The organism is Massilia sp. GER05 (assembly GCF_052056005.1).
Classification (GTDB): Bacteria; Pseudomonadota; Gammaproteobacteria; order Burkholderiales; family Burkholderiaceae_D; genus Telluria; species Telluria orientalis.
Genome location: NZ_CP178858.1, coordinates 6,510,167 through 6,529,269 on the forward strand (window position 1 = coordinate 6,510,167; position 19,103 = coordinate 6,529,269).

11 protein-coding genes are annotated in these 19,103 nt (G+C 70.1%); 8 read left to right on the plus strand and 3 right to left on the minus strand.

Features of this window, described 5'->3' with window-relative positions; translation table 11 throughout:
- Positions 1-14: 14 nt before the first annotated feature.
- A complete protein-coding gene (locus tag ACL58G_RS28730) occupies positions 15-1,604 on the minus strand; it encodes a diguanylate cyclase (protein WP_440963917.1) in 1,590 nt (529 codons plus the stop codon).
- A gap of 72 nt (positions 1,605-1,676) precedes the next feature.
- Positions 1,677-3,554 (minus strand): potassium transporter Kup, encoded by a 1,878-nt coding sequence (locus ACL58G_RS28735; protein WP_413387161.1) that lies wholly within the window; start codon positions 3,552-3,554, stop codon positions 1,677-1,679.
- 183 nt (positions 3,555-3,737) lie between these two features.
- On the opposite strand from ACL58G_RS28735, the gene ACL58G_RS28740 reads away from it, so the two are divergent.
- The 7 genes from ACL58G_RS28740 to kdpE all read left to right on the plus strand — a co-directional run bounded on the left by ACL58G_RS28740 (position 3,738) and on the right by kdpE (position 13,181).
- A complete protein-coding gene (locus ACL58G_RS28740; RefSeq protein WP_440963918.1) occupies positions 3,738-4,346 on the plus strand; it encodes a hypothetical protein in 609 nt (202 codons plus the stop codon).
- Positions 4,343-5,089, plus strand: coding sequence for a TorF family putative porin (locus ACL58G_RS28745; protein WP_413387159.1), 747 nt, complete (start codon positions 4,343-4,345; stop codon positions 5,087-5,089). The genes ACL58G_RS28740 and ACL58G_RS28745 overlap by 4 nt, the downstream gene beginning before the upstream one ends.
- Before the next feature lie 198 nt (positions 5,090-5,287).
- Entirely contained in the window at positions 5,288-7,069 is a 1,782-nt protein-coding gene (kdpA, locus tag ACL58G_RS28750) for a potassium-transporting ATPase subunit KdpA (RefSeq protein ID WP_440963919.1), read from the plus strand.
- Between the two features lie 12 nt (positions 7,070-7,081).
- Positions 7,082-9,199 carry a potassium-transporting ATPase subunit KdpB gene (gene kdpB, locus ACL58G_RS28755; RefSeq protein ID WP_413387157.1) on the plus strand — a complete coding sequence of 706 codons (2,118 nt, stop codon included), beginning with the start codon at positions 7,082-7,084 and terminating at the stop codon, positions 9,197-9,199.
- A gap of 14 nt (positions 9,200-9,213) precedes the next feature.
- A complete protein-coding gene (gene kdpC / locus ACL58G_RS28760; protein WP_440963920.1) occupies positions 9,214-9,789 on the plus strand; it encodes a potassium-transporting ATPase subunit KdpC in 576 nt (191 codons plus the stop codon).
- A 10-nt stretch (positions 9,790-9,799) separates the two neighbouring features.
- Entirely contained in the window at positions 9,800-12,493 is a 2,694-nt protein-coding gene (locus ACL58G_RS28765) for a DUF4118 domain-containing protein (protein ID WP_440963921.1), read from the plus strand.
- Positions 12,486-13,181 (plus strand): two-component system response regulator KdpE, encoded by a 696-nt coding sequence (kdpE, locus tag ACL58G_RS28770; protein ID WP_413387154.1) that lies wholly within the window; start codon positions 12,486-12,488, stop codon positions 13,179-13,181. Before ACL58G_RS28765 ends, kdpE begins: the two co-directional genes overlap by 8 nt.
- Here kdpE and ACL58G_RS28775 read toward each other — a convergent pair.
- Positions 13,141-15,024, minus strand: a complete 1,884-nt coding sequence (locus tag ACL58G_RS28775; protein ID WP_440963922.1) for a diguanylate cyclase domain-containing protein — start codon at positions 15,022-15,024, stop codon at positions 13,141-13,143. The genes kdpE and ACL58G_RS28775 overlap by 41 nt on opposite strands.
- Before the next feature lie 446 nt (positions 15,025-15,470).
- Between ACL58G_RS28775 and ACL58G_RS28780 the strand changes: the two genes are divergently transcribed.
- Positions 15,471-19,061 carry a GAF domain-containing protein gene (locus tag ACL58G_RS28780; RefSeq protein ID WP_440963923.1) on the plus strand — a complete coding sequence of 1,197 codons (3,591 nt, stop codon included), beginning with the start codon at positions 15,471-15,473 and terminating at the stop codon, positions 19,059-19,061.
- Positions 19,062-19,103 lie beyond the last annotated feature (42 nt).

Consider the following 19,103-nt stretch of genomic DNA (forward strand, 5'->3'; position numbering starts at 1 on the left):
ACCAGCGCACGGCATCACGCGGCCGCTTCGTGTCCCTCGCGCGACACGACGCGGTTGCGGCCGGCGTCCTTGGCCTCGTACAGCAGCCGGCCGGCCACGTCGACCCAGGCCAGCGGATCGTTGCGCTCGGCCAGCGCCGGATGGCCCACGTACAGGCCCATGCTGAGGGTGACGCGGCCGGCCGGGTTGTCCGCGTGGCGCAGGTCCAGGGCCGCCACGGCCGCGCGGATCGTGTCGGCCACCGCGTTGGCGCCGGTGAGGTCGGTGTCGGCCAGCATGATGGCGAATTCCTCGCCACCGTAGCGCGCGGCCAGGTCGCCCGGCCGCCGCGCCCCGCTCTCGATGGCACCGGCCATCTTGCGCAGGCACTCGTCGCCGGCGGCGTGGCCGTAGCGGTCGTTGTACTGCTTGAAGTGGTCGACGTCGGCCAGGATGAGGCCGAACGGCGCCCCGCTGCGGCGCGCGCGCTCGTATTCGCGCACGAGGCGGTCTTCGAACAGGCGACGGTTGGCCAGGCCCGTCAGCGCATCGCTGTCGGCCAGGTTCTGCAGCGACGCGTTGTGGCGCCTGAGCGAGACGCCCACGCGGATCAGGTCGCGCTCGAGCCGTTCGCGGACGCGGATCTGGCGCACGAGGATCACGCCGCCGCACGCCAGCAGGAGCATGGCCGCCGCGCCCAGGATCGCCGTCTGCACCGTGGTGCGGCGCCATCCGGACAGGACCTCGTCCGTCGCCTGCCCGCTGGCGACGAACAGCGGATAGCCCGCCAGGTGCCGGTAGCTGTACAGGCGCTCGACGTTGTCGATGCGGGGCGTCGCCACCATCGAGCCGGCCTGGCCGTCGCGCTGGATCTGCTGCCAGATGGTGCCGTTGCGGATGTCCATGCCGACCTGGTCGTCGCGGAACGGCCGGCGGTAGATCAGCGTGCCGTTGTCGAACGCGAACAGGATCGTGCCGTTCTCGCCGACATCGAAACTGTCGTAGAAGCGGCCGAACCACGCCAGGTTCAGCGTGGCCAGCACCACGCCGGCAAAGCTGCCGTCGGGTGCTTCGAGGCGGCGCGACAGCGGCAGGATCCACACCCCGGTCGACCGGCTGCGCACCGGCACGCCCACGTGGGTCGCGCGCCCGTCGTGCAGCAGGTGGAACTGGAAATATTCGCGGTCGAAATTATTGCCCTGCATGGGGCGCGGCAGCGACGATGTCAGCCACTTGCCGTCCGGCCCGTACACGAACAGGCCTTGCAGTTCGCCCACGTCGCGCGTAATCGCGCGCAGCCGTCCCGTCAGGCGTGCCGTGGCGGCCTCGCCCAGGCCATCGTGCTCGACGCGCTCGACCATCTCGGTCAGCACGGCGTCGCCCAGCCGGATCGACGTCTCCGCATGCGTCGCGAGCGCCCGCGCCATGTTGGCCGTGGCGACGCGGCTGTCCTCCCGTTCGGCCTCGTAGGCATGCCAGGCGCTCCAGCCCTGCAGGCCGCCCAGCAGCAGGCAGAAACAGGCGAGCAGCCCGACGGCCAGCGCGACCAGCGGACGGCGCTGGCCGTCGAGTGCGGACAATCCCTGGCCGTCGTGGCCGGCGGCGCTGTGGTCGGCATCGTGCATGGTGCGGATTTCCCTCCGGCTCCAGCTTATCCGCGTCGGCGCCCGCCGTCCACATTCGCACGAGCGGCGCCGCTAGATTTCCACCTGCGTACCCAGCTCGATGACCCGATTCGTTGGAATGCGGTAGTAATCGGCGGCGTCGCGGGCGTTGCGCTGCATCGCGACGAACAGGTGCTCGCGCCACGGCGCCATGCCCCCGCCCGGCGTCGAGATCACGGTCTGGCGCGCGACGAAGAACGAGGTCTGCATCATGTCGAACGCCAGGCCATGCGCCGCGCACTGGTCGAGGATGCCGGGGATGTCCGGCTCGTCCTTGAAGCCGAATTTCACGTCGACCTGGTGGCAGCCGTGTCCAAGATCGGTAATGCGGATCCGGGACGCCGCATCGACGTACGGCTCGTCGCCAATGTACACGGTGAGAAACACGACGCGCTCGTGCAGCACCTTGTTGTGCAGCAGGTTGTGCAGCATCGCATGCGGGACGCCATCGCTTTCGCCGCGCAGGAAGATGGCCGTGCCGGCGACCCGCGTCGGCGGCGCGATAAACAATGATTCGAGGAAAGCGTCGAGCGGGATGGCGTGCTTCTGCAGGTTCTCGAACATCTGCGCGCGGCCGCGGCGCCACGTGAGCATCAACGTGAACAGCAGCACGCCCAGCGTCAGCGGGAACCAGCCGCCGTGCAGCAGTTTCAGCACGTTGGCCGAAAAGAACGCCGCGTCGATCACGAAGAAGAAGCCGGTCGCGCCCAGGCACAGCAGCAGATTCATGCGCCAGCGGTAGCGGATCACGAAGTAAGTGAGGATGGTGGTGGCCAGCATCGTCGCCGTGACCGCGATGCCGTAGGCGGACGCCAGCGCGTCGGACGAGCCGAACCCGACGACGGCCAGCAGCACGGCGATCAGCTGCAGCCAGTTGATGACGGGGAGATAAACCTGGCCGATCTCGCGCTCCGACGTGTGCACGGTGCGCATGCGCGGCAGGAAGCCGAGCGCGATCGCTTCCTTCGTCATCGAGAACGTGCCGGAGATCGTCGCCTGCGACGCGATGACGGTGGCGATCGTGGACAGCACGACGAGCGGATAGACGCTCCAGCTGCCCAACTGCTGGTAGAACGGGTTGGCGATCGCGTCCGGCCGCGCCAGCAGCAGCCCGCCCTGCCCGAGATAGTTCAGCGCGAGGGCCGGAAAGGCGACGGCGAACCACGCGAGGCGGATCGGTTTGCGGCCGAAATGGCCCATGTCGGCATACAGCGCCTCGGCACCCGTGAAGGCCAGCACGATCGCGCCCAGGGCCAGGAAGCCGAGGCTGCGGTTATCGAGGAAGAAGCGCACCGCATGCCACGGATTGAGCGCGACGAGGATGCCCGGACTGCGCACGATGTTCAGCACGCCCATCGCCGCCAGCGCCGCGAACCACACCAGCATGACGGGGCCGAACCAGCGGCCGATGCCCGCGGTGCCGTGGCGCTGCGCCGCGTACAGGCAGATCAGGACGACGATCGTCAGCGGCACGACCCAGGCCTGCAGCGCCGGGGTCGCGACTTCGAGACCCTCGATGGCGGACAGCACCGAGATCGCGGGCGTGATCACGCTGTCGCCGTAGAACAGCGACGCGCCGAACACCCCGATCAGCAGCAGCCCGAGGTGCATCCGCCTGCGGTCGCCGACCGCGCCCAGCGCGAGCGCCAGCAGGGCCATGATGCCGCCCTCGCCGCGGTTGTCGGCGCGCAGCACGAGCGTCACGTACTTGAACGAGACGATGACGGACAGGCCCCAGAAGATCAGCGACACGACGCCGACCAGGTTGGCGGGCGTGAGCGGCAGGCCGTGCGCGGGGTCGAAGACGGTCTTCAGCGAATACAACGGGCTCGTGCCGATGTCGCCGTACACGATGCCGATGGCGGCCAGCGCGAGGCCGGCGATGTTCTTGTTGTTCTTGTGCTTGTCCAAACGGTTTCTCCGGCAATGTTCGTGGACCGTATCGTACTGGCGCCGGCGTAAAGATTTTGTAAAAACGGGACCGCCCGGCGCGCATAAACGAAGCCTTTATCCGGGGCGGGCGTCTTTTTAGAAAATTTTTACGTGATGCTTTCTACACTGCTTCCATCGCAATCAATGCTGCAAGGAGACCACGTGATCGTCACGATCGTCCACGCCGCCCTGCCTGCCGCCGACGCCCGCCTGGCCGCGGACCTCGCCCTCCAGCGCGCACGCCACGGCCGCAAGGTCGTGCTGCTGGCCACCCGCACCCTGCGCGGCGCCAGCCTGTCGGAGCAACTGGAACGGATGCCGGCGCGCCACGACGACATCGTCGTCGCTACCTGCGGCGACGATCCCGCATGCCGCAGCGCGCTGGTCGCCGCCCAGGTCGCGCTCGTCCCGCTGGCGCCGGAACAGGCCGACGTCGATACCCGCTACGGCCGAATCGCCGGCCGCAACCACGCCCGCATGTTCAATCCCGGCCTGCGCGTGCTGTTCGTGACGGTGGGCGGCGCGACCGATCCGGCGCCGCAGGCGCAGTGCGCCATGCGCGCCTACGCGGCACAGGTGATGTCGGCCGGGATCGCCGACACCGTATTGCACCTGCCCGATTTCCGCAGCGCCGCCGAGATGGCGGCGTTGTACGAGGAGGTCTACCAGGCTCCTCACGCGTCGCCGCAGCCCCGGCGACGCACACCGTTCGCCTCCGCCCACCCGGCGGACGGACGGCTTTTACAAAAACAAGGAACGAACCGACCATGAGAAACACCGTCTTCATCCCCGCCCTCCTCGTTGCGCTGGCAGCGCCGCTGCATGCACAGGAAACGCCGCCGGCCGACAGCGTCACGTTCAACGCGGCGCTCGCGTCCGACTACCGCTACCGCGGCATCTCGCAGACCCGGCTGCAGCCCGCGCTGCAGGGCGGCGCCGACTGGACCCACAGCCCGACCGGCCTGTACGCCGGCACGTGGCTGTCCACCATCAAGTGGACGAAGGACGCGGGCGGCGGCGGCGACATCGAGTCGGACCTGTATGCCGGCAAGCGCGGCCAGTTGAGCGCCGACGTGACCTACGACGTCGGCGTGCTGGGCTACGTCTATCCGGCCAATGGTCTGAAGGACGTGCCCGGCTCGGCCGACGCGAACACGGCGGAAGTCTACGGCCAGCTGGGCTACGGCCCCACGTACGTGAAGTATTCGGCGGCGCTGACCAACCTGTTCGGCTTCACGGACAGCCGCCACAGCCGCTACCTGGACGCCGGTGCCAACATCGACCTGGGCAACGCCTTCACGCTGAACCTGCACGCCGGCCGCCAGGACGTACGCCACCACGACGCCGCCAGCTACACCGACTACAAGATCGGCGTGACGAAGGATCTCGGTTTCGCGAGCGTGGCGGCGGCCTTCGTCGGCACGAATGCCGACGAGACCGCGTACGCGTCGTCCGCCAACGGCAAGTTCCTCGGCCGGAAGGCGCTCGTCGTCACCGTCGGCAAGACATTCTGATCAACCGTAACGAGGGAACCATGGATATCGTCTTCATCGGCGCCATCGCCCTGTTCGCCGCCCTGATCGCGGGCATGGCGCACGGCTGCGCCAGACTGGGAGAACGCAAATGACATTGTTTTACCTGATCGGCGTGCTCGCATCGGGCGCGCTTCTCGCATACCTGCTGTACGCCATGTTCTGCGCGGAGGATTTGTGATGGATACGCAATCGCTGGCGCTGCTCGCCCTGTTCTTCGCGATCCTGCTCGCCCTGTCGTGGCCGCTCGGCATCCTGTTCGCACGCGTGGCCGAAGGCGGCCGCGTGCGCGGCTTCGGCTGGCTGTATCGCATCGAGGCCGGCCTGTATCGCGCGGCCGGCGTCGACGCGACCACGGGCATGCACTGGAAAACCTATGCGCTGTCCCTGCTCGCGTTCAACGCGCTCGGCACGCTGGTCGTCTACCTGCTGCAGCGGGTCCAGGCCTGGCTGCCCTTCAATCCCCAGAGCCTCGCCAACGTCGCCCCCGATTCGGCGTTCAACACCGCCGTCAGCTTCGTCAGCAACACCAACTGGCAGGGCTACGGCGGCGAGCAGACGATGAGCTACCTCACGCAGATGCTCGCCCTCACGTGCCAGAACTTTTTCTCGGCCGCCACCGGCATCGCCGTCGTGTTCGCGCTGATCCGCGGCTTCTCGTCGAAGTCGGCGCGCGCCATCGGCAACTTCTGGGTCGACCTCGTCCGTACCACCCTGTACGTGCTGCTGCCGCTGTCGCTCGTGTTCGCCGTGTTCCTGACCGGCCAGGGCGTGATCCAGAATTTCTCGGGCTACCAGGAGGTGCAACTGCTCGAACCGCTCACGTACACGCAGCCGAAGACGGACGCGGACGGCCAGCCCGTGCTGGACGCCCAGGGCCAGCCGGTCACCGAGGCCGTGACCACGACGACGCAGACGATCGCGATGGGCCCGGTCGCCTCGCAGGAAGCGATCAAGATGCTGGGCACGAACGGTGGTGGCTTCTTCAACGCGAACTCCGCGCACCCGTACGAAAACCCGACCCCGCTGTCGAACCTGTTCCAGATGGTGTCGATCTTCCTGATCCCCGCCGGCCTGTGCTTCGCGTTCGGCCGCCTCGTCGGCGACAGCCGCCAGGGCTGGGCGATCCTCGCCGCGATGACGGTGCTGTTCGTCGTGATGGCGGCCGGCGTGATGACGGCCGAGCACCAGGCGCATCCCGGGTTCGCGGCGCTGGGCATCGAGGGCGGCAACATGGAAGGCAAGGAAACCCGCTTCGGCATCGACGCCTCCGCGCTGTTCGCCGCGGTCACCACGGCCGCCTCGTGCGGCGCGGTCAACTCGATGCACGATTCGTTCACGCCGCTGGGCGGCGCGGTGCCGCTGCTCCTGATGCAGTTCGGCGAAGTGGTCTTCGGCGGCGTCGGCTCCGGCCTGTACGGCATGCTGGTCTTCGCAATCATGGCCGTGTTCATCGCCGGCCTGATGATCGGCCGCACGCCCGAATACCTCGGCAAGAAGATCCAGGCCTACGAGATGAAGATGACGTCGGTCGCCATCCTCGTCACGCCCGTGCTGGTGCTGGCCGGTACCGCGATCGCCGTGCTGGCGGCCGCGGGCAGGGTTGGCGTCGCCAACCCCGGCGCGCACGGCTTCTCGGAAATCCTGTACGCGTTCAGCTCCGCCGCCAACAACAACGGCAGCGCGTTCGCGGGCCTGTCCGCCAACACCCCGTTCTACAACTGGATGCTGGCGTTCGCGATGTGGTTCGGGCGCTTCGCCGTGATCGTTCCCGTGCTGGCGATCGCCGGTTCGCTCGCGGCCAAGCAGCGCCTGCAGACGACCGCCGGCAGCATGCCCACGCACGGCCCGATGTTCGTCGGCCTGCTGGTCGGCGTGGTCGTGCTGGTCGGCGTCCTCAACTACGTGCCGGCGCTGGCACTCGGCCCCGTCGTCGAACACCTGCAGCTGTTTGCCAAATAACCTGGAGTCGCCATGAACCAACTGAAATCCCCGGTGACGGCCCCCCTGGCCGCGCCGGCCGCCGCGGCGCCGGGCCAGCGCCTGTCGTTGCTCGACACGAAGCTGGCCGGCCCCGCCCTCGTCGACGCCTTCAAGAAGCTCGGCGTGCGCACCCAGCTGCGCAGCCCCGTCATGTTCGTCGTGTACGTCGGCAGCATCATCACGACCCTGCTGTACGTGCAGGCCCTGTTCGGCACAGGCGAAGCGCCGTCCGGCTTCATCCTCGCCTGCGCCGTGTGGCTGTGGTTCACGGTGCTGTTCGCGAACTTCGCGGAAGCGCTGGCCGAAGGCCGCAGCAAGGCCCAGGCGGCCTCGCTGCGCGGCCTGAAGGAAGCCGTGACCGCGAAGAAGCTGGCGGTGCCGAAGCACGGCACGACGTGGCTGCCCTGCCCCGCCACCGACCTGCGCAAGGGTAACCACGTGCTGATCGAGGCGGGCGACGTCGTGCCCATCGACGGCGAGGTCGTCGACGGGGTCGCGTCCGTGGACGAAAGCGCGATCACGGGCGAATCCGCGCCGGTGATCCGCGAATCCGGCGGCGATTTCTCGGCCGTCACGGGCGGCACGCGCGTGCTGTCCGACTGGCTCGTCGTGAAGGTGACGGCGAACCCGGGCGAGACCTTCCTCGACCGCATGATCGCGATGGTCGAAGGCGCGAAGCGCAAGAAAACGCCCAACGAGATCGCGCTGACGATCCTGCTGGTGGCGCTCACCATCGTGTTCCTCGTCGTGACGGTGACCCTGCTGCCGTTCTCGCTGTACGCGGTCGACGTCGCCAAGTCCGGCACGCCGGTCACGATCACCGTGCTGATCGCGCTGCTCGTGTGCTTGATCCCGACGACGATCGGCGGCCTTCTCTCGGCCATCGGCGTCGCGGGCATGAGCCGGATGATGCGCGCCAACGTGGTCGCGACCTCGGGCCGCGCCGTGGAAGCGGCCGGCGACGTCGACGTCCTGCTGCTCGACAAGACCGGCACCATCACGCTGGGCAATCGCCAGGCCGCCGCCTTCCTGCCCGCCGCAGGCGTCACCGAACACCAGCTGGCCGACGTGGCCCAGCTGGCGTCGCTGTCCGACGAGACGCCGGAGGGCCGCAGCATCGTGGTGCTCGCCAAGCGCTTCGGCATCCACCAGCGCGAGCTCGAAGCCCTCCATGCCGTGTTCGTGCCGTTTTCCGCGCAGACCCGCATGAGCGGCGTCGATTGCGGCGAGCGCCGCATCCGCAAGGGCGCCTACGACGCCGTGCGCCGCCACGTCGAGTCGCTCGGCGCGACGTTCCCGGCCGACGTCGTGCGCCTCGCGGAAGACGCCGCGCGCCGCGGCAGCACCCCGCTCGTCGTGGCCGAGGATGGCCGGGTGCTGGGCGTCGTGGAGCTGAAGGACATCGTCAAGGGCGGCATCAAGGAACGCTTCGCCGAACTGCGCCGCATGGGCATCAAGACCGTGATGATCACGGGCGACAACAAGCTGACGGCGGCGGCCATCGCCGCCGAGGCCGGGGTCGACGATTTCCTCGCCGAGGCCACGCCGGAAGACAAGCTGAAGCTGATCCGGCAATACCAGGCCGACGGCCGCATGGTCGCGATGACGGGCGACGGCACCAACGACGCCCCCGCGCTCGCGCAAGCCGACGTGGCCGTGGCGATGAACTCCGGCACGCAGGCGGCCAAGGAAGCGGGCAACATGGTGGACCTCGACTCGAACCCGACCAAGCTGCTGGAGATCGTCGAGATCGGCAAGCAGATGCTCATGACGCGCGGCGCGCTGACCACGTTCTCGATCGCGAACGACGTGGCCAAGTATTTCGCGATCATCCCCGCCGCCTTCGTCGGCACCTATCCGCAGCTGCGCGCGCTCGACGTGATGCATCTCGCGAGCCCGTCGTCGGCGATCATGTCCGCGCTGATCTTCAACGCGCTGATCATCGTGTTCCTGATCCCGCTCGCGCTGCGCGGCGTGCGCTTCCGCGCGATCGGCGCCACCGCCCTGCTGCGCCGCAACCTCCTCGTCTACGGCCTGGGCGGCATCGTCCTGCCGTTCATCGGCATCAAGCTGATCGACCTGCTGCTCGCGGCGCTGAACCTCGCCTGACCCTGGAGACCACCATGACATCACTGTTTCGTCCCACGTTCGTCCTGTTCGGCGCCCTGACCCTGCTGTGCGGCGTGCTGTACCCTGCCGCCGTCACCGGCGTCGGCCGCGTCGCCTTCGCGCACCAGGCCGGCGGCAGCCTGATCGAAGCGAACGGCAAGACCGTCGGCTCGACCCTGATCGGCCAGCCGTTCTCCTCGCCCGGCCACTTCTGGGGCCGTCCGTCCGCGACCGCGCCGATGGCCGACAACGCGGCCGGCTCGGGCGGCTCCAACCAGGGGCCGACCAATCTCGCGCTGCTCGACGCCGTCAAGGCGCGGGTCGACGCGCTCAAGGCGCTCGACCCCGGCAACGACGCGCCGATCCCCGTCGACCTCGTCACCGCGTCCGCCAGCGGCCTCGATCCCGAGATCAGCGTGGCGGCCGCCGAGTACCAGGCCGCGCGCGTCGCCGCGGCGCGCAAGCTGCCCGTGGCGCAGGTGCGCGCGCTGATCGAGCGCTACCGCCGGGACCCGGCCCTGGGCTTCCTCGGCGAGGCGCGCGTGAACGTGCTGGCGCTGAATCTCGCCCTGGACGGCAAGGCGCCATGAGGACGAACGCATGAGCGTGCCCGGCGACGAGGTACGGCGCGATCCGGACGCGCTGCTGGCCCGCGTGCAGGAAGAAGAACGGCGCGCCGCGCGCGGCCGGCTGCGCATCTACTTCGGCGCGTCGGCCGGTGTCGGCAAGACGTACGCGATGCTGTCGGCCGCGCGCCAGCTCGCGGCCGCGCGCACGGTGCTGGTCGGCGTCGTCGAGACCCACGGCCGCGCCGAAACGGAAACGCTGCTGGACGGATTGCAGGTCCTGCCTCGCCGCCAGATCGCCTACCGCGGCAAGGTTCTGTCCGAGTTCGACATCGACGCGGCGCTGGAACGGCGCCCGGAACTGGTGCTCGTCGACGAGCTGGCGCATTCGAACGTCCCGGGATCGCGCCACCCGAAACGCTGGCAGGACATCGACGAGCTGCTGGCCGCCGGCATCGACGTGTTCACGACGGTGAACGTGCAGCACCTGGAGAGCCTGAACGACGTGGTCGGCGGCATCACCGGCGTGCGCGTCGGCGAGACGGTGCCGGACTCCGTGTTCGATGCGGCCGACGAGGTCGTGCTGGTCGACCTGCCCGCCGACGAGCTGCTGGCGCGGCTGAAACTCGGCAAGGTGTACCAGCCGGTGCAGGCCGAGCGGGCCGGCCGCAACTTCTTCCGCAAGGGGAACCTCATCGCCCTGCGCGAGCTGGCGCTGCGACGCACGGCGGAACGCATCGGCGACGACGTGCGCGCGTACCGGGTCGAGCAATCGATCGACACCGTGTGGCGCACCGGGACGACGTTCCTCGCCTGCGTCGGTCCCGGTCCCGGCGCGGAAGGCGTCGTGCGCAGCGCGGCGCGCCTCGCGGCCCAGCTGGGTGCGGACTGGCACGCCGTCTATGTCGAGACGCCGGCCCTGCAGCGCCTCGACGCGGGCCGGCGCGCGCGCACCCTGGACGCCCTGAAGCTGGCGCGCGACCTCGGCGCCGTCACCGCCGTGCTGTCCGGCGACAGCGTGGAATCGGCTGCGGCCGACTACGCGCGCAGCCACAACCTGGGGCGTATCGCGCTGGGCCGCGGCGACCCGCGCTGGCCGTGGCAGGCGACGCGCGCCCGGCGTATCGCGCGCCTCGCGCCGGACGTCGAACTGCTGGAAGTGGCCATGCCGCCGGCCTCCGCCGCACCGTCCATGCCGGCCGCGCGGCGCATGACCACCCGCCTGGACATCGCCGCACACGGCGTGGCGGTGCTGTCGAGCGTCGGCATGGCGCTGGCGCTGACGCCCACCGTCGGCCACCTGGACCTCGCCAACATCGCCATGCTGTTCCTGCTGGTCGTGCTGATGGTGGCGGTGCGCCTGGGCCGTGGCCCGTCCGTCACCGCGACCTGCGTCAGCGTCGCGTGCTTCGACTTCTTCTTCGTCCCGCCGCGCTTCACGTTCGCGATCTCGGACGTCCAGTACCTGGTGGCGTTCGGCGTCATGCTGGCGGTCGGCCTGATCACGGGCCACCTTACGGCCGGCCTGCGCTTCCAGGCGCACGTGGCGGCGCGCCGCGAGAGCCGCACGCGCGCGCTGTACGAATTCGCCCGGGCCTTGTCGGGCGTGCTCCAGACGGACCAGATCCAGGAAGCGACGCGCGACGCGATCGGGCGCACGTTCGGCGCGCGCACCGTCCTGCTGGTGCCGGACGCCGCCGGGCGCGTGGCCGTGGCCGGCGACGACGCCATCGCCGCGCTCGACACCGGCATCGCGCAATGGGCGTTCGACCATGGCGCCAGCGCCGGGATGGGCACCGACACCCTGCCCGGCAGCCCCGTCTTCTACCTGCCGCTCGTGGCGCCGATGCGCACGCGCGGCGTGCTGGCGATCGAGGCCGCGACGCCGCACTGGCTCACGGCGCCGGAACAACGCCAGCAGCTCGACACGTTCGCGGCGCTGGCCGCCATCGCGCTGGAACGGGTGCACTACATCGAGGTGGCGCAGGACGCCCTGGTGCGCATCGAATCGGAACGGCTGCGCAACTCCCTGCTCGCGGCGCTGTCGCACGACCTGCGCACACCGCTCACGTCGCTGATGGCGCAGGCCGAGGCGCTGGCGGGCTCCACGCCGCCGCTGGCCGCGAGGCAGCGCGCGATGGCCGACGCGCTGCGCGAGGAAACGGTGCGCATGGGCCGCCTCGTGACGAACCTGCTCGACATGGCCCGCATCGAGAGCGGCGACGTCAAGCTCAGGCTCCAGTGGCAGCCGGTCGAGGAGGTCATCGGCAGCGCCCTGGCGGCCAGCCGCGCCGCGCTGGCCGGCCACGTGGTCGCGACCCGGGTACCGGCGGACCTGCCGCTCGTGCAGTACGACGCGGTGCTGGTCGAACGGGTGCTGTCCAACCTGCTGGAAAACGCGGGCAAGTACACGCCGCCCGGCAGCACGGTGACCGTCGCCGCGGAGCAGCACGGACAGTGGCTGAACGTCGCCGTGACGGACGACGGGCCGGGCCTGCCGCCCGGCCAGGAAGAAGCCGTGTTCGAGAAATTCACGCGCGGCGAACGGGAATCGGCCAAGCCCGGCGTGGGCCTCGGGCTCGCCATCTGCCGCGCGATCGTGGGCGCGCACGGCGGCACCATCCGCGCGGCCAACCGCCCGGGCGGCGGCGCCGCGTTCACGTTCACGCTGCCCCTGGGCACGCCGCCGGCGCCGCCGCCGGACGACATGGAGAACGACGATGAGTGATTTCACCGGTACCGCACTGCTCGTGGAAGACGAGCCCCACATCCGCCGCTTCGTACGCGCCGCGCTGGAACGGGAAGGATGGCAGGTCCACGAGGCGGCGACGCTCGATCGCGGCCTGACGGAGGCGGGCACGCGCAAGCCGGATGTCGTCATCCTCGACCTCGGCCTGCCCGACGGCGACGGCGCCGACTTCATCGCCGACCTGCGCACATGGTCCGCCGTGCCGGTGATCGTGCTGTCCGCGCGCGTCGACGAGGAAGAAAAAATCCGCGCGCTCGACCGCGGCGCGGACGACTACCTGACGAAACCGTTCGGCGTGGGCGAACTGCTGGCGCGCGTGCGCGCCTCCCAGCGGCGCCAGCGCGGCCCGGCGACGGGCGGCGACGGCAAGGTGCGCTTCGGCGACGTCGTCGTGGACGTGCACAACCGCCAGGTGACGAAAGGCGGCGCCACCGTGCGGCTCACGCCGACGGAGCACCGGCTGCTGGCGGTGCTCGTCGCGAACGCGGGCAAGGTGATGAGCACGCCGCAGCTCCTGCGCGGCGTGTGGGGACCGAACCAGTCCGACCAGGCGCACTACCTGCGCATCTACATGGGCCACCTGCGCCACAAGCTGGAAGACAATCCCGCCCAGCCCCGCTACCTGGTCACCGAGACAGGTGTCGGCTACCGCTTCCAGCTGCCGTAGTCTCCTCGACGACGAGCACGGACGCCGTATCGCGCCCCGCGTGCTTCGAGCGGTACAACCCGTCGTCCGCCGCATGGGCCAGCGCGACCTGCTCCGGCCGTGCGCTCCACGCGATGCCGATGCTGCTGGTGACCGCGAGCGTGTGCCCGTCCAGCAGGAACGGCGCGCGGATCGCGTCGAGCAGCTTGGCCGCGATGCGTTCGCATTCCAGCGGCGAGCCGACCTGCTCCAGCACGATGACGAATTCGTCGCCGGCCAGGCGCGCCACCGTGTCGGTGGCGCGCACCGTGGCGCCGAGGCGGCGCGCGAACTCGCGCAGCACGGCGTCGCCCACCGCGTGGCCGAGGCTGTCGTTGATCTGCTTGAAGTGGTCGAGATCGAGGTAGGCCAGCGCCAGCGGCGTGGCGCCGCGGCGCGCGCGCGCGATGGCCTGCGCGAAGCGCTCCTCGTAGCTGCGCCGGTTCGGCAGGCCGGTCAGGTGGTCGGAATGGGCGAGCGCGTGCAGCTGGCGCTCGTATTCGCGCGCGGAGGTCGCATCGGTCGACAGCACGTAGATGCCCTGCACGATGCCGTCGCGGATGTGCGGCAGATAGGTCGAGCTGATCACGCGCGTGCGGCCGCGGCGCCGTTCCTCGATCTCCAGGTGCGACGCGTGCCCGGCCAGGCAGCGCTCCAGCGCTTCGCGGCGCGGCGCGTAGAACCCGTCGCCCATCGCGTCGAGCACCGTCCTGCCGATCATGTCGGCGGTCTTCACGCCGAACCATTCGCGATAGCGTTCGTTGGCGAAGCGGTAGCGCAGGTCGGTGTCGACGTAGGCGATCAGCGCCGGCACGTTGTCGGCGATGGTGCGCAGCCATTCGCCGCTTTCGGCCAGGCGTGCGCGCGACGCATCCAGTTCCGTCACGTCCTTCATCGCGACGACGGCGCCCAGCGGCTCGCCGGTGCTGCCGTGCAGCGCGCGGCCGCTCGCGAGCAGGCGGCGCGGCGGCTCACCCGCCACGTGGATCGTCATGCCGGCGTCCATCACGCGCTCGCCGCGCAGCGCGCGCACCAGCGGGATGTCGTCCGGCGCCAGCGGCGTGAGGCCGTCCTCGCCGTACAAATCGTAGTGCGCGGGCCAGGCGGCCTGTGGCAAGGCGCTGTCCGCGTCGAGGCCGTGGAAGGCACGCGCGGCGCGGTTGAACAGCATCAGGTGGCCGTCGGCGTCGCACGCGACCACGCCCACGTCCACCGTTTCCAGCACGGCGTCCAGCAATTCCTGCTTCTGGCGCAGGGCCTGCTCGGCCGCCTCGCGCAGGCGCATCGTCAGTTCGAGGGCGGCGTTCTTGTCCTGCAGTTCGCGCGTGCGGTTGGCGACCAGCACGTCGCGGTTCAATTCGTCCTGCACCAGTTGCGCGAGGTCGCGCAGCATGCGCCGCTCGGCGTCGCCGAACGTGCGGGGACGCCTGTCGATGATGCACAGGGTGCCGAGCGGCTGGCCGTCCACGCTGTGCAGCGGCTGGCCGGCATAGAAGCGGATGCGGGGCGTGCCCGTCACGTGCGGGTGCGCGGCGAACCGCTCGTCGAGGAGCGTGTCCGAGACGACCAGCATGTCGTCCAGGGCGACGGTGTGGCTGCAGAAGGCGAGCGAGCGCGGCGTTTCGCAGTAGTCGAGGCCCGCCTGCGACTTGAACCACTGGCGCTCGCGGTCGACGAGCGACACGAGGGCGATCGGGACGTCGAACGCGGCGGTGGCGAGGCGGGTGAACCGGTCGAACCGGTCTTCGCGGGGCGTGTCGAGCAACCCCAGCGCGTGAAGGGCCTGGAGGCGTGCTTCTTCAGCGAGATCTTGTTGACTGAGCATGGGCATCCTTGATCGGCGAAGCACGCAGCCTGTGCAGCAAATTCTATCCGATTATCACCAATCTGTGCGGTAGAGCCACATCCGTTGCATCCCGGGTACACCCCGTGCCGTTGTAAAACTTTGAAAACATTCTACTTCGAAATAATTGATGAGAATTCACCTTTTATGCAAAATCCATGCGGACTGCTGCACAAATGACACACCGCATTGCCAGATGATCGCACGGTGTGGGAGCGAACCGGGCGGCGGCATCGTCGTCGCGAAGTGCCTGTCGGAAAGTAAAGATTTTCCATCCGGAATTTGAATCGTCGCATCGGCAACACGGGGCAAACGAAATCTCTCGAAAACTCATCTTTCGCTTGCCCAGCGAAACAATCTGACCCTATTCTTCCCGTTCGCGGTTCACCCGCGGAGAGTCTGCCCGGAATGACAACGGACGAGAAGACATGACGCATAACGACACGGGCAATGTCGAGGTGACCCTCGACGAAGTCTTGATCACGCACGAACTGGCACGCCGCCCGGCGCGTGCACCCGATCACCGCGCGCAGAGCCGCGCCCTCACGCTGCTCGGCCAGGAGCTCGTGACCCATCCGCGCGGCGTCCTGCAGCGCCTTGCCGAACTCGCGCTGCAGCTGTGCCGCGCCGGCACCGCCGGCGTCAGCATTCTCGAACATGGCGCGAAGGGCGACGTGTTCCGCTGGCACGCGATGGCCGGCGTGTATGCGAACGCGGTGGGCAGCGCAGTGCCGCGCGGGGACAGCCCGTGCGGCGCCGTCATCGAACGCAATACGACCTTGCTGTTCGACGGGCCGGGGCGCCGCTTCGCCTCGCTGCGCTGCGACGGCCCGCCGCTGCTCGAATGCCTGCTCGTCCCCTGGGCGATCGACGACCAGCCGATCGGCACGGTCTGGATCCTCTCCCACGATCCCGAGCGCCAGTTCGATGCCGAGGATGCGCGCCTGCTGGCGGAACTGTCGTCCTTTGCCGCCGCGGCGCACCAGGTCGTGAAGGCGCTGGACGAGGCGCAGGCGGCAAGCCATGTCGAGCGCGGTCTCGCGACGCTGCGCCACCATGTCGAAACGCGTGCCGGGGGCACCGCCGAAGCCGCGCTGCTGGCCAGTCCCGCCATCCTGCGGCCGCTGCTCGAACTGCACGTGGCGCCGCCCGGCCAGGGCGACCTGCCCGCGGCATTGGCCCCGGTGCTGAATCGCGCCTGCGCATTGGCGGGGGCCGCCTACGGCCGCATCGAACTGGCCGCCGGCGCGGATGCGGGGCGCGCCATCGTGGCCCAGCGCACGCACGGCGCCGCCGCCTACCGCAACGACGTCGTCCCCATAGCGCGCGCCGCCGCGACGGATGCGCCGTATGCCCTGCCCCTGACGGCCCACGACGGCACCGCGCTGGGCACCTTGCGCCTCGCGCTCGTGCGGCCGCCCGCGGCGGACGGCACGGGCCTGCTCGACCTGCTCGTGCGCACGGCGGCCGGCGCCATCGAACGCCACCGCAGCCATGCGGCAAGGCGTGACGACGAGCGGCGCCACGCCTTCCTGCTGCGCCTGAACGATGCCCTGCGCCCGTTGGCCGACCCGCGCCGCATCCAGGAAGAAGCCGCGCGCGTGCTGCGCGCCCACCTCGGCGTCGACCGGATCGGCTATGCGGCCGATTGCGGCGACGGCGAGCACGTGATCGTCACCCATGCGGACGGCACGCGCGCGTCCGCGTTCGGCAGCAAGATGCGCTACGCCGACTTCGGTCCCGGCCTGCTGGCCGCGCTGCGCAAGGGCCGGCCGGTCGTGCGGCCGGATATCCTGTCCGATCCCGAGCTCGACGCGGCCGCACGCGAGGCGCATGCCTTGCTCGGCGCCCTCTCCGTGGCCGACGTGCCGCTGGTGAAGGAAGGCCGCCTCGTCGCCATCCTGTTCGCGCACCACGGCAGCGCGCGCGCGTGGAACGCCGCCGACCTGGCCGTCATGCAGGAGACGGCCGAGCGCACCTGGGCCGCCGTCGAACGCGCGCAGGCGCAGGCCGAGCGCGAGGCCGCGCACGCGGAACTGATGCGCCAGTCGCGCTTCGTCGCGACGACGATGGATGCGCTGCCCGACTTCGTCTACGCGTTCGACCGCGCGCACCGCTTCGTCTACGTCAACCGCGCGATGGAAGAACTGTACGGCATGGAAGCCGGCGCGCTCGTGGGCCGCAGCTTCGCCGACCTGGACTTCCCGTCCGACCTGGCCGCGCGCCTGGACGGCCACCTCGACACCATCTTCCGCACCGGCGTCACCATCCAGGACGAGGTGTATTTCACGAGCCCGGCCGGCACGAGCGCCTATTTCCAGTTCCGCTGGGGGCCCGTGCTGGCCGAGGACGGATCGGTCGAGCAGGTCGTGGGCGTATCGCGCGACACGACCGGCCGGCGCATGCTGGAAGCGCGCCTGCGCGAGAGCGAGGAACGGGCGGCCTTCTTGCTGCGCCTGTCCGACGCGATGCGCTCGCTGGACGATGCCGACGCGATCGAGGCGACGGCCACGCGCATGGTGGCCGCGCACCTGGAGGCAAGCCGCGTGCTGATCGGCGAACTCGAGGAAGGCCGCGTCCACATCCGGCGCGACCACGTGGACGGTGTCGCGTCGCTGGCCGGCACGTATCCGATGCCCTCGCTGGGTGCGCGGGCGCTCGCCGCGTTCGAGCGGGGCGCGCCCTTCGTCGTCGAGGACACCGCGCGCGACCCGCATACGGACAGCGCCACGCGCGCCGGCTGGATCAGCGTCGGCATTGCTTCCCACGTCGGCGTCGGGCTGTATTCCGGCGGGCGCATCGCCGGCGTGTTCTGCGTGCACCACGCGGCGCCGCGGCACTGGAACGCGGCCGAAGTGAACCTCGTGCGCGAAGCGGCCGAACGCACGTGGGCCGCGATCGAGCGCGTGCGCGCCGAGCAGGCGCTGAAGGACGCGGACCGGCGCAAGGACGAGTTCCTCGCCACGCTGGCGCACGAGTTGCGCAATCCGCTCGCACCGATCAGCAACGCGATCCAGCTGATGCGCCGCGCCGACAGCCGCGATGCCGCCGATCGTCTCACGGGCATCGTCGAGCGCCAGGTACGGCAGATCGTCAAGCTCGTCGACGACCTGATGGAGATCGCGCGCATCTCGCGCGGCAAGATCGAACTGGACCGGCGCGCGCTGGCGCTGGCCGACATCGTGCGCGACGCCGTCGAAGCGAGCCGGCCGCAGGCCGAACGCGCCGGCCACGTCCTCGACGTGACGGAGCCGGACGCGTCCCTCGTCGTGCACGGCGACGCGGTGCGCCTCACGCAGGTGCTCACGAATCTGATCAACAACGCCGCCAAGTACACCGGCGCGGGCGGCCGCATCGAATTGCTCGCCCGGCGCGAAGGCAGCGCCGTCGCGCTGCGGGTGCGCGACAACGGCCGCGGCATCCCGGCCGCGCAGCTGCCGCACGTGTTCGACATGTTCGCGCAGCCGCACCTGGGCGACCGGGGCGGCGGCGACGGCCTGGGCATCGGCCTCGCCATCGTGCGCAAGCTCGTCGAGATGCACGACGGGACCGTGGAAGCCCACAGCGCGGGCCCGGGCTGCGGCAGCGAATTCGTCGTGCGGCTGCCCCTGCTGCACGACACGGCGCCGGACGGCGAAGCGGGGACGACGTGTGCGGCGCTGGCCGGCCACCGCGTGCTCGTCGTCGACGACAACGCCGACGCGGCCGACACGCTGGCCCAGCTGCTGGACACGCACGGGGCGCGGACGCGGGCCGTGTACGGCGGCCCGGCCGCGCTGGCGGCGCTGCCGGCGTTCGCGCCCACCGTCGTGCTGCTCGACCTGGGCATGCCGGAGATGGACGGTTTCGACGTCGCGCGCGCCATCCGCGCGGAAGGCCATGCGCACGTGCGCGTCGTCGCCCTCACGGGCTGGGGCCAGCAGGCCGACCGCGAACGCACGCGCGCGGCCGGGTTCGATCATCACATGACCAAGCCGGTCGATTTGCCGGCGCTTGCCGCTTGGCTGGGAAACGCCTGACGTCAACACATTGCGAACGTTCGCGTGGGCGGAGGGCCGCCC

What these genes read in the sequence shown, in the direction of transcription:
- kdpA (WP_440963919.1), top strand. Translation starts at nt 5,288, where the DNA reads ATGGATACGCAATCGCTGGCGCTGCTCGCCCTGTTCTTCGCGATCCTG.
- ACL58G_RS28730 (WP_440963917.1), bottom strand. Translation starts at nt 1,604, where the DNA reads ATGCACGATGCCGACCACAGCGCCGCCGGCCACGACGGCCAGGGATTG.
- kdpC (WP_440963920.1), top strand. Translation starts at nt 9,214, where the DNA reads ATGACATCACTGTTTCGTCCCACGTTCGTCCTGTTCGGCGCCCTGACC.
- ACL58G_RS28765 (WP_440963921.1), top strand. Translation starts at nt 9,800, where the DNA reads ATGAGCGTGCCCGGCGACGAGGTACGGCGCGATCCGGACGCGCTGCTG.
- kdpB (WP_413387157.1), top strand. Translation starts at nt 7,082, where the DNA reads ATGAACCAACTGAAATCCCCGGTGACGGCCCCCCTGGCCGCGCCGGCC.
- ACL58G_RS28780 (WP_440963923.1), top strand. Translation starts at nt 15,471, where the DNA reads ATGACGCATAACGACACGGGCAATGTCGAGGTGACCCTCGACGAAGTC.
- kdpE (WP_413387154.1), top strand. Translation starts at nt 12,486, where the DNA reads ATGAGTGATTTCACCGGTACCGCACTGCTCGTGGAAGACGAGCCCCAC.
- ACL58G_RS28745 (WP_413387159.1), top strand. Translation starts at nt 4,343, where the DNA reads ATGAGAAACACCGTCTTCATCCCCGCCCTCCTCGTTGCGCTGGCAGCG.
- ACL58G_RS28775 (WP_440963922.1), bottom strand. Translation starts at nt 15,024, where the DNA reads ATGCTCAGTCAACAAGATCTCGCTGAAGAAGCACGCCTCCAGGCCCTT.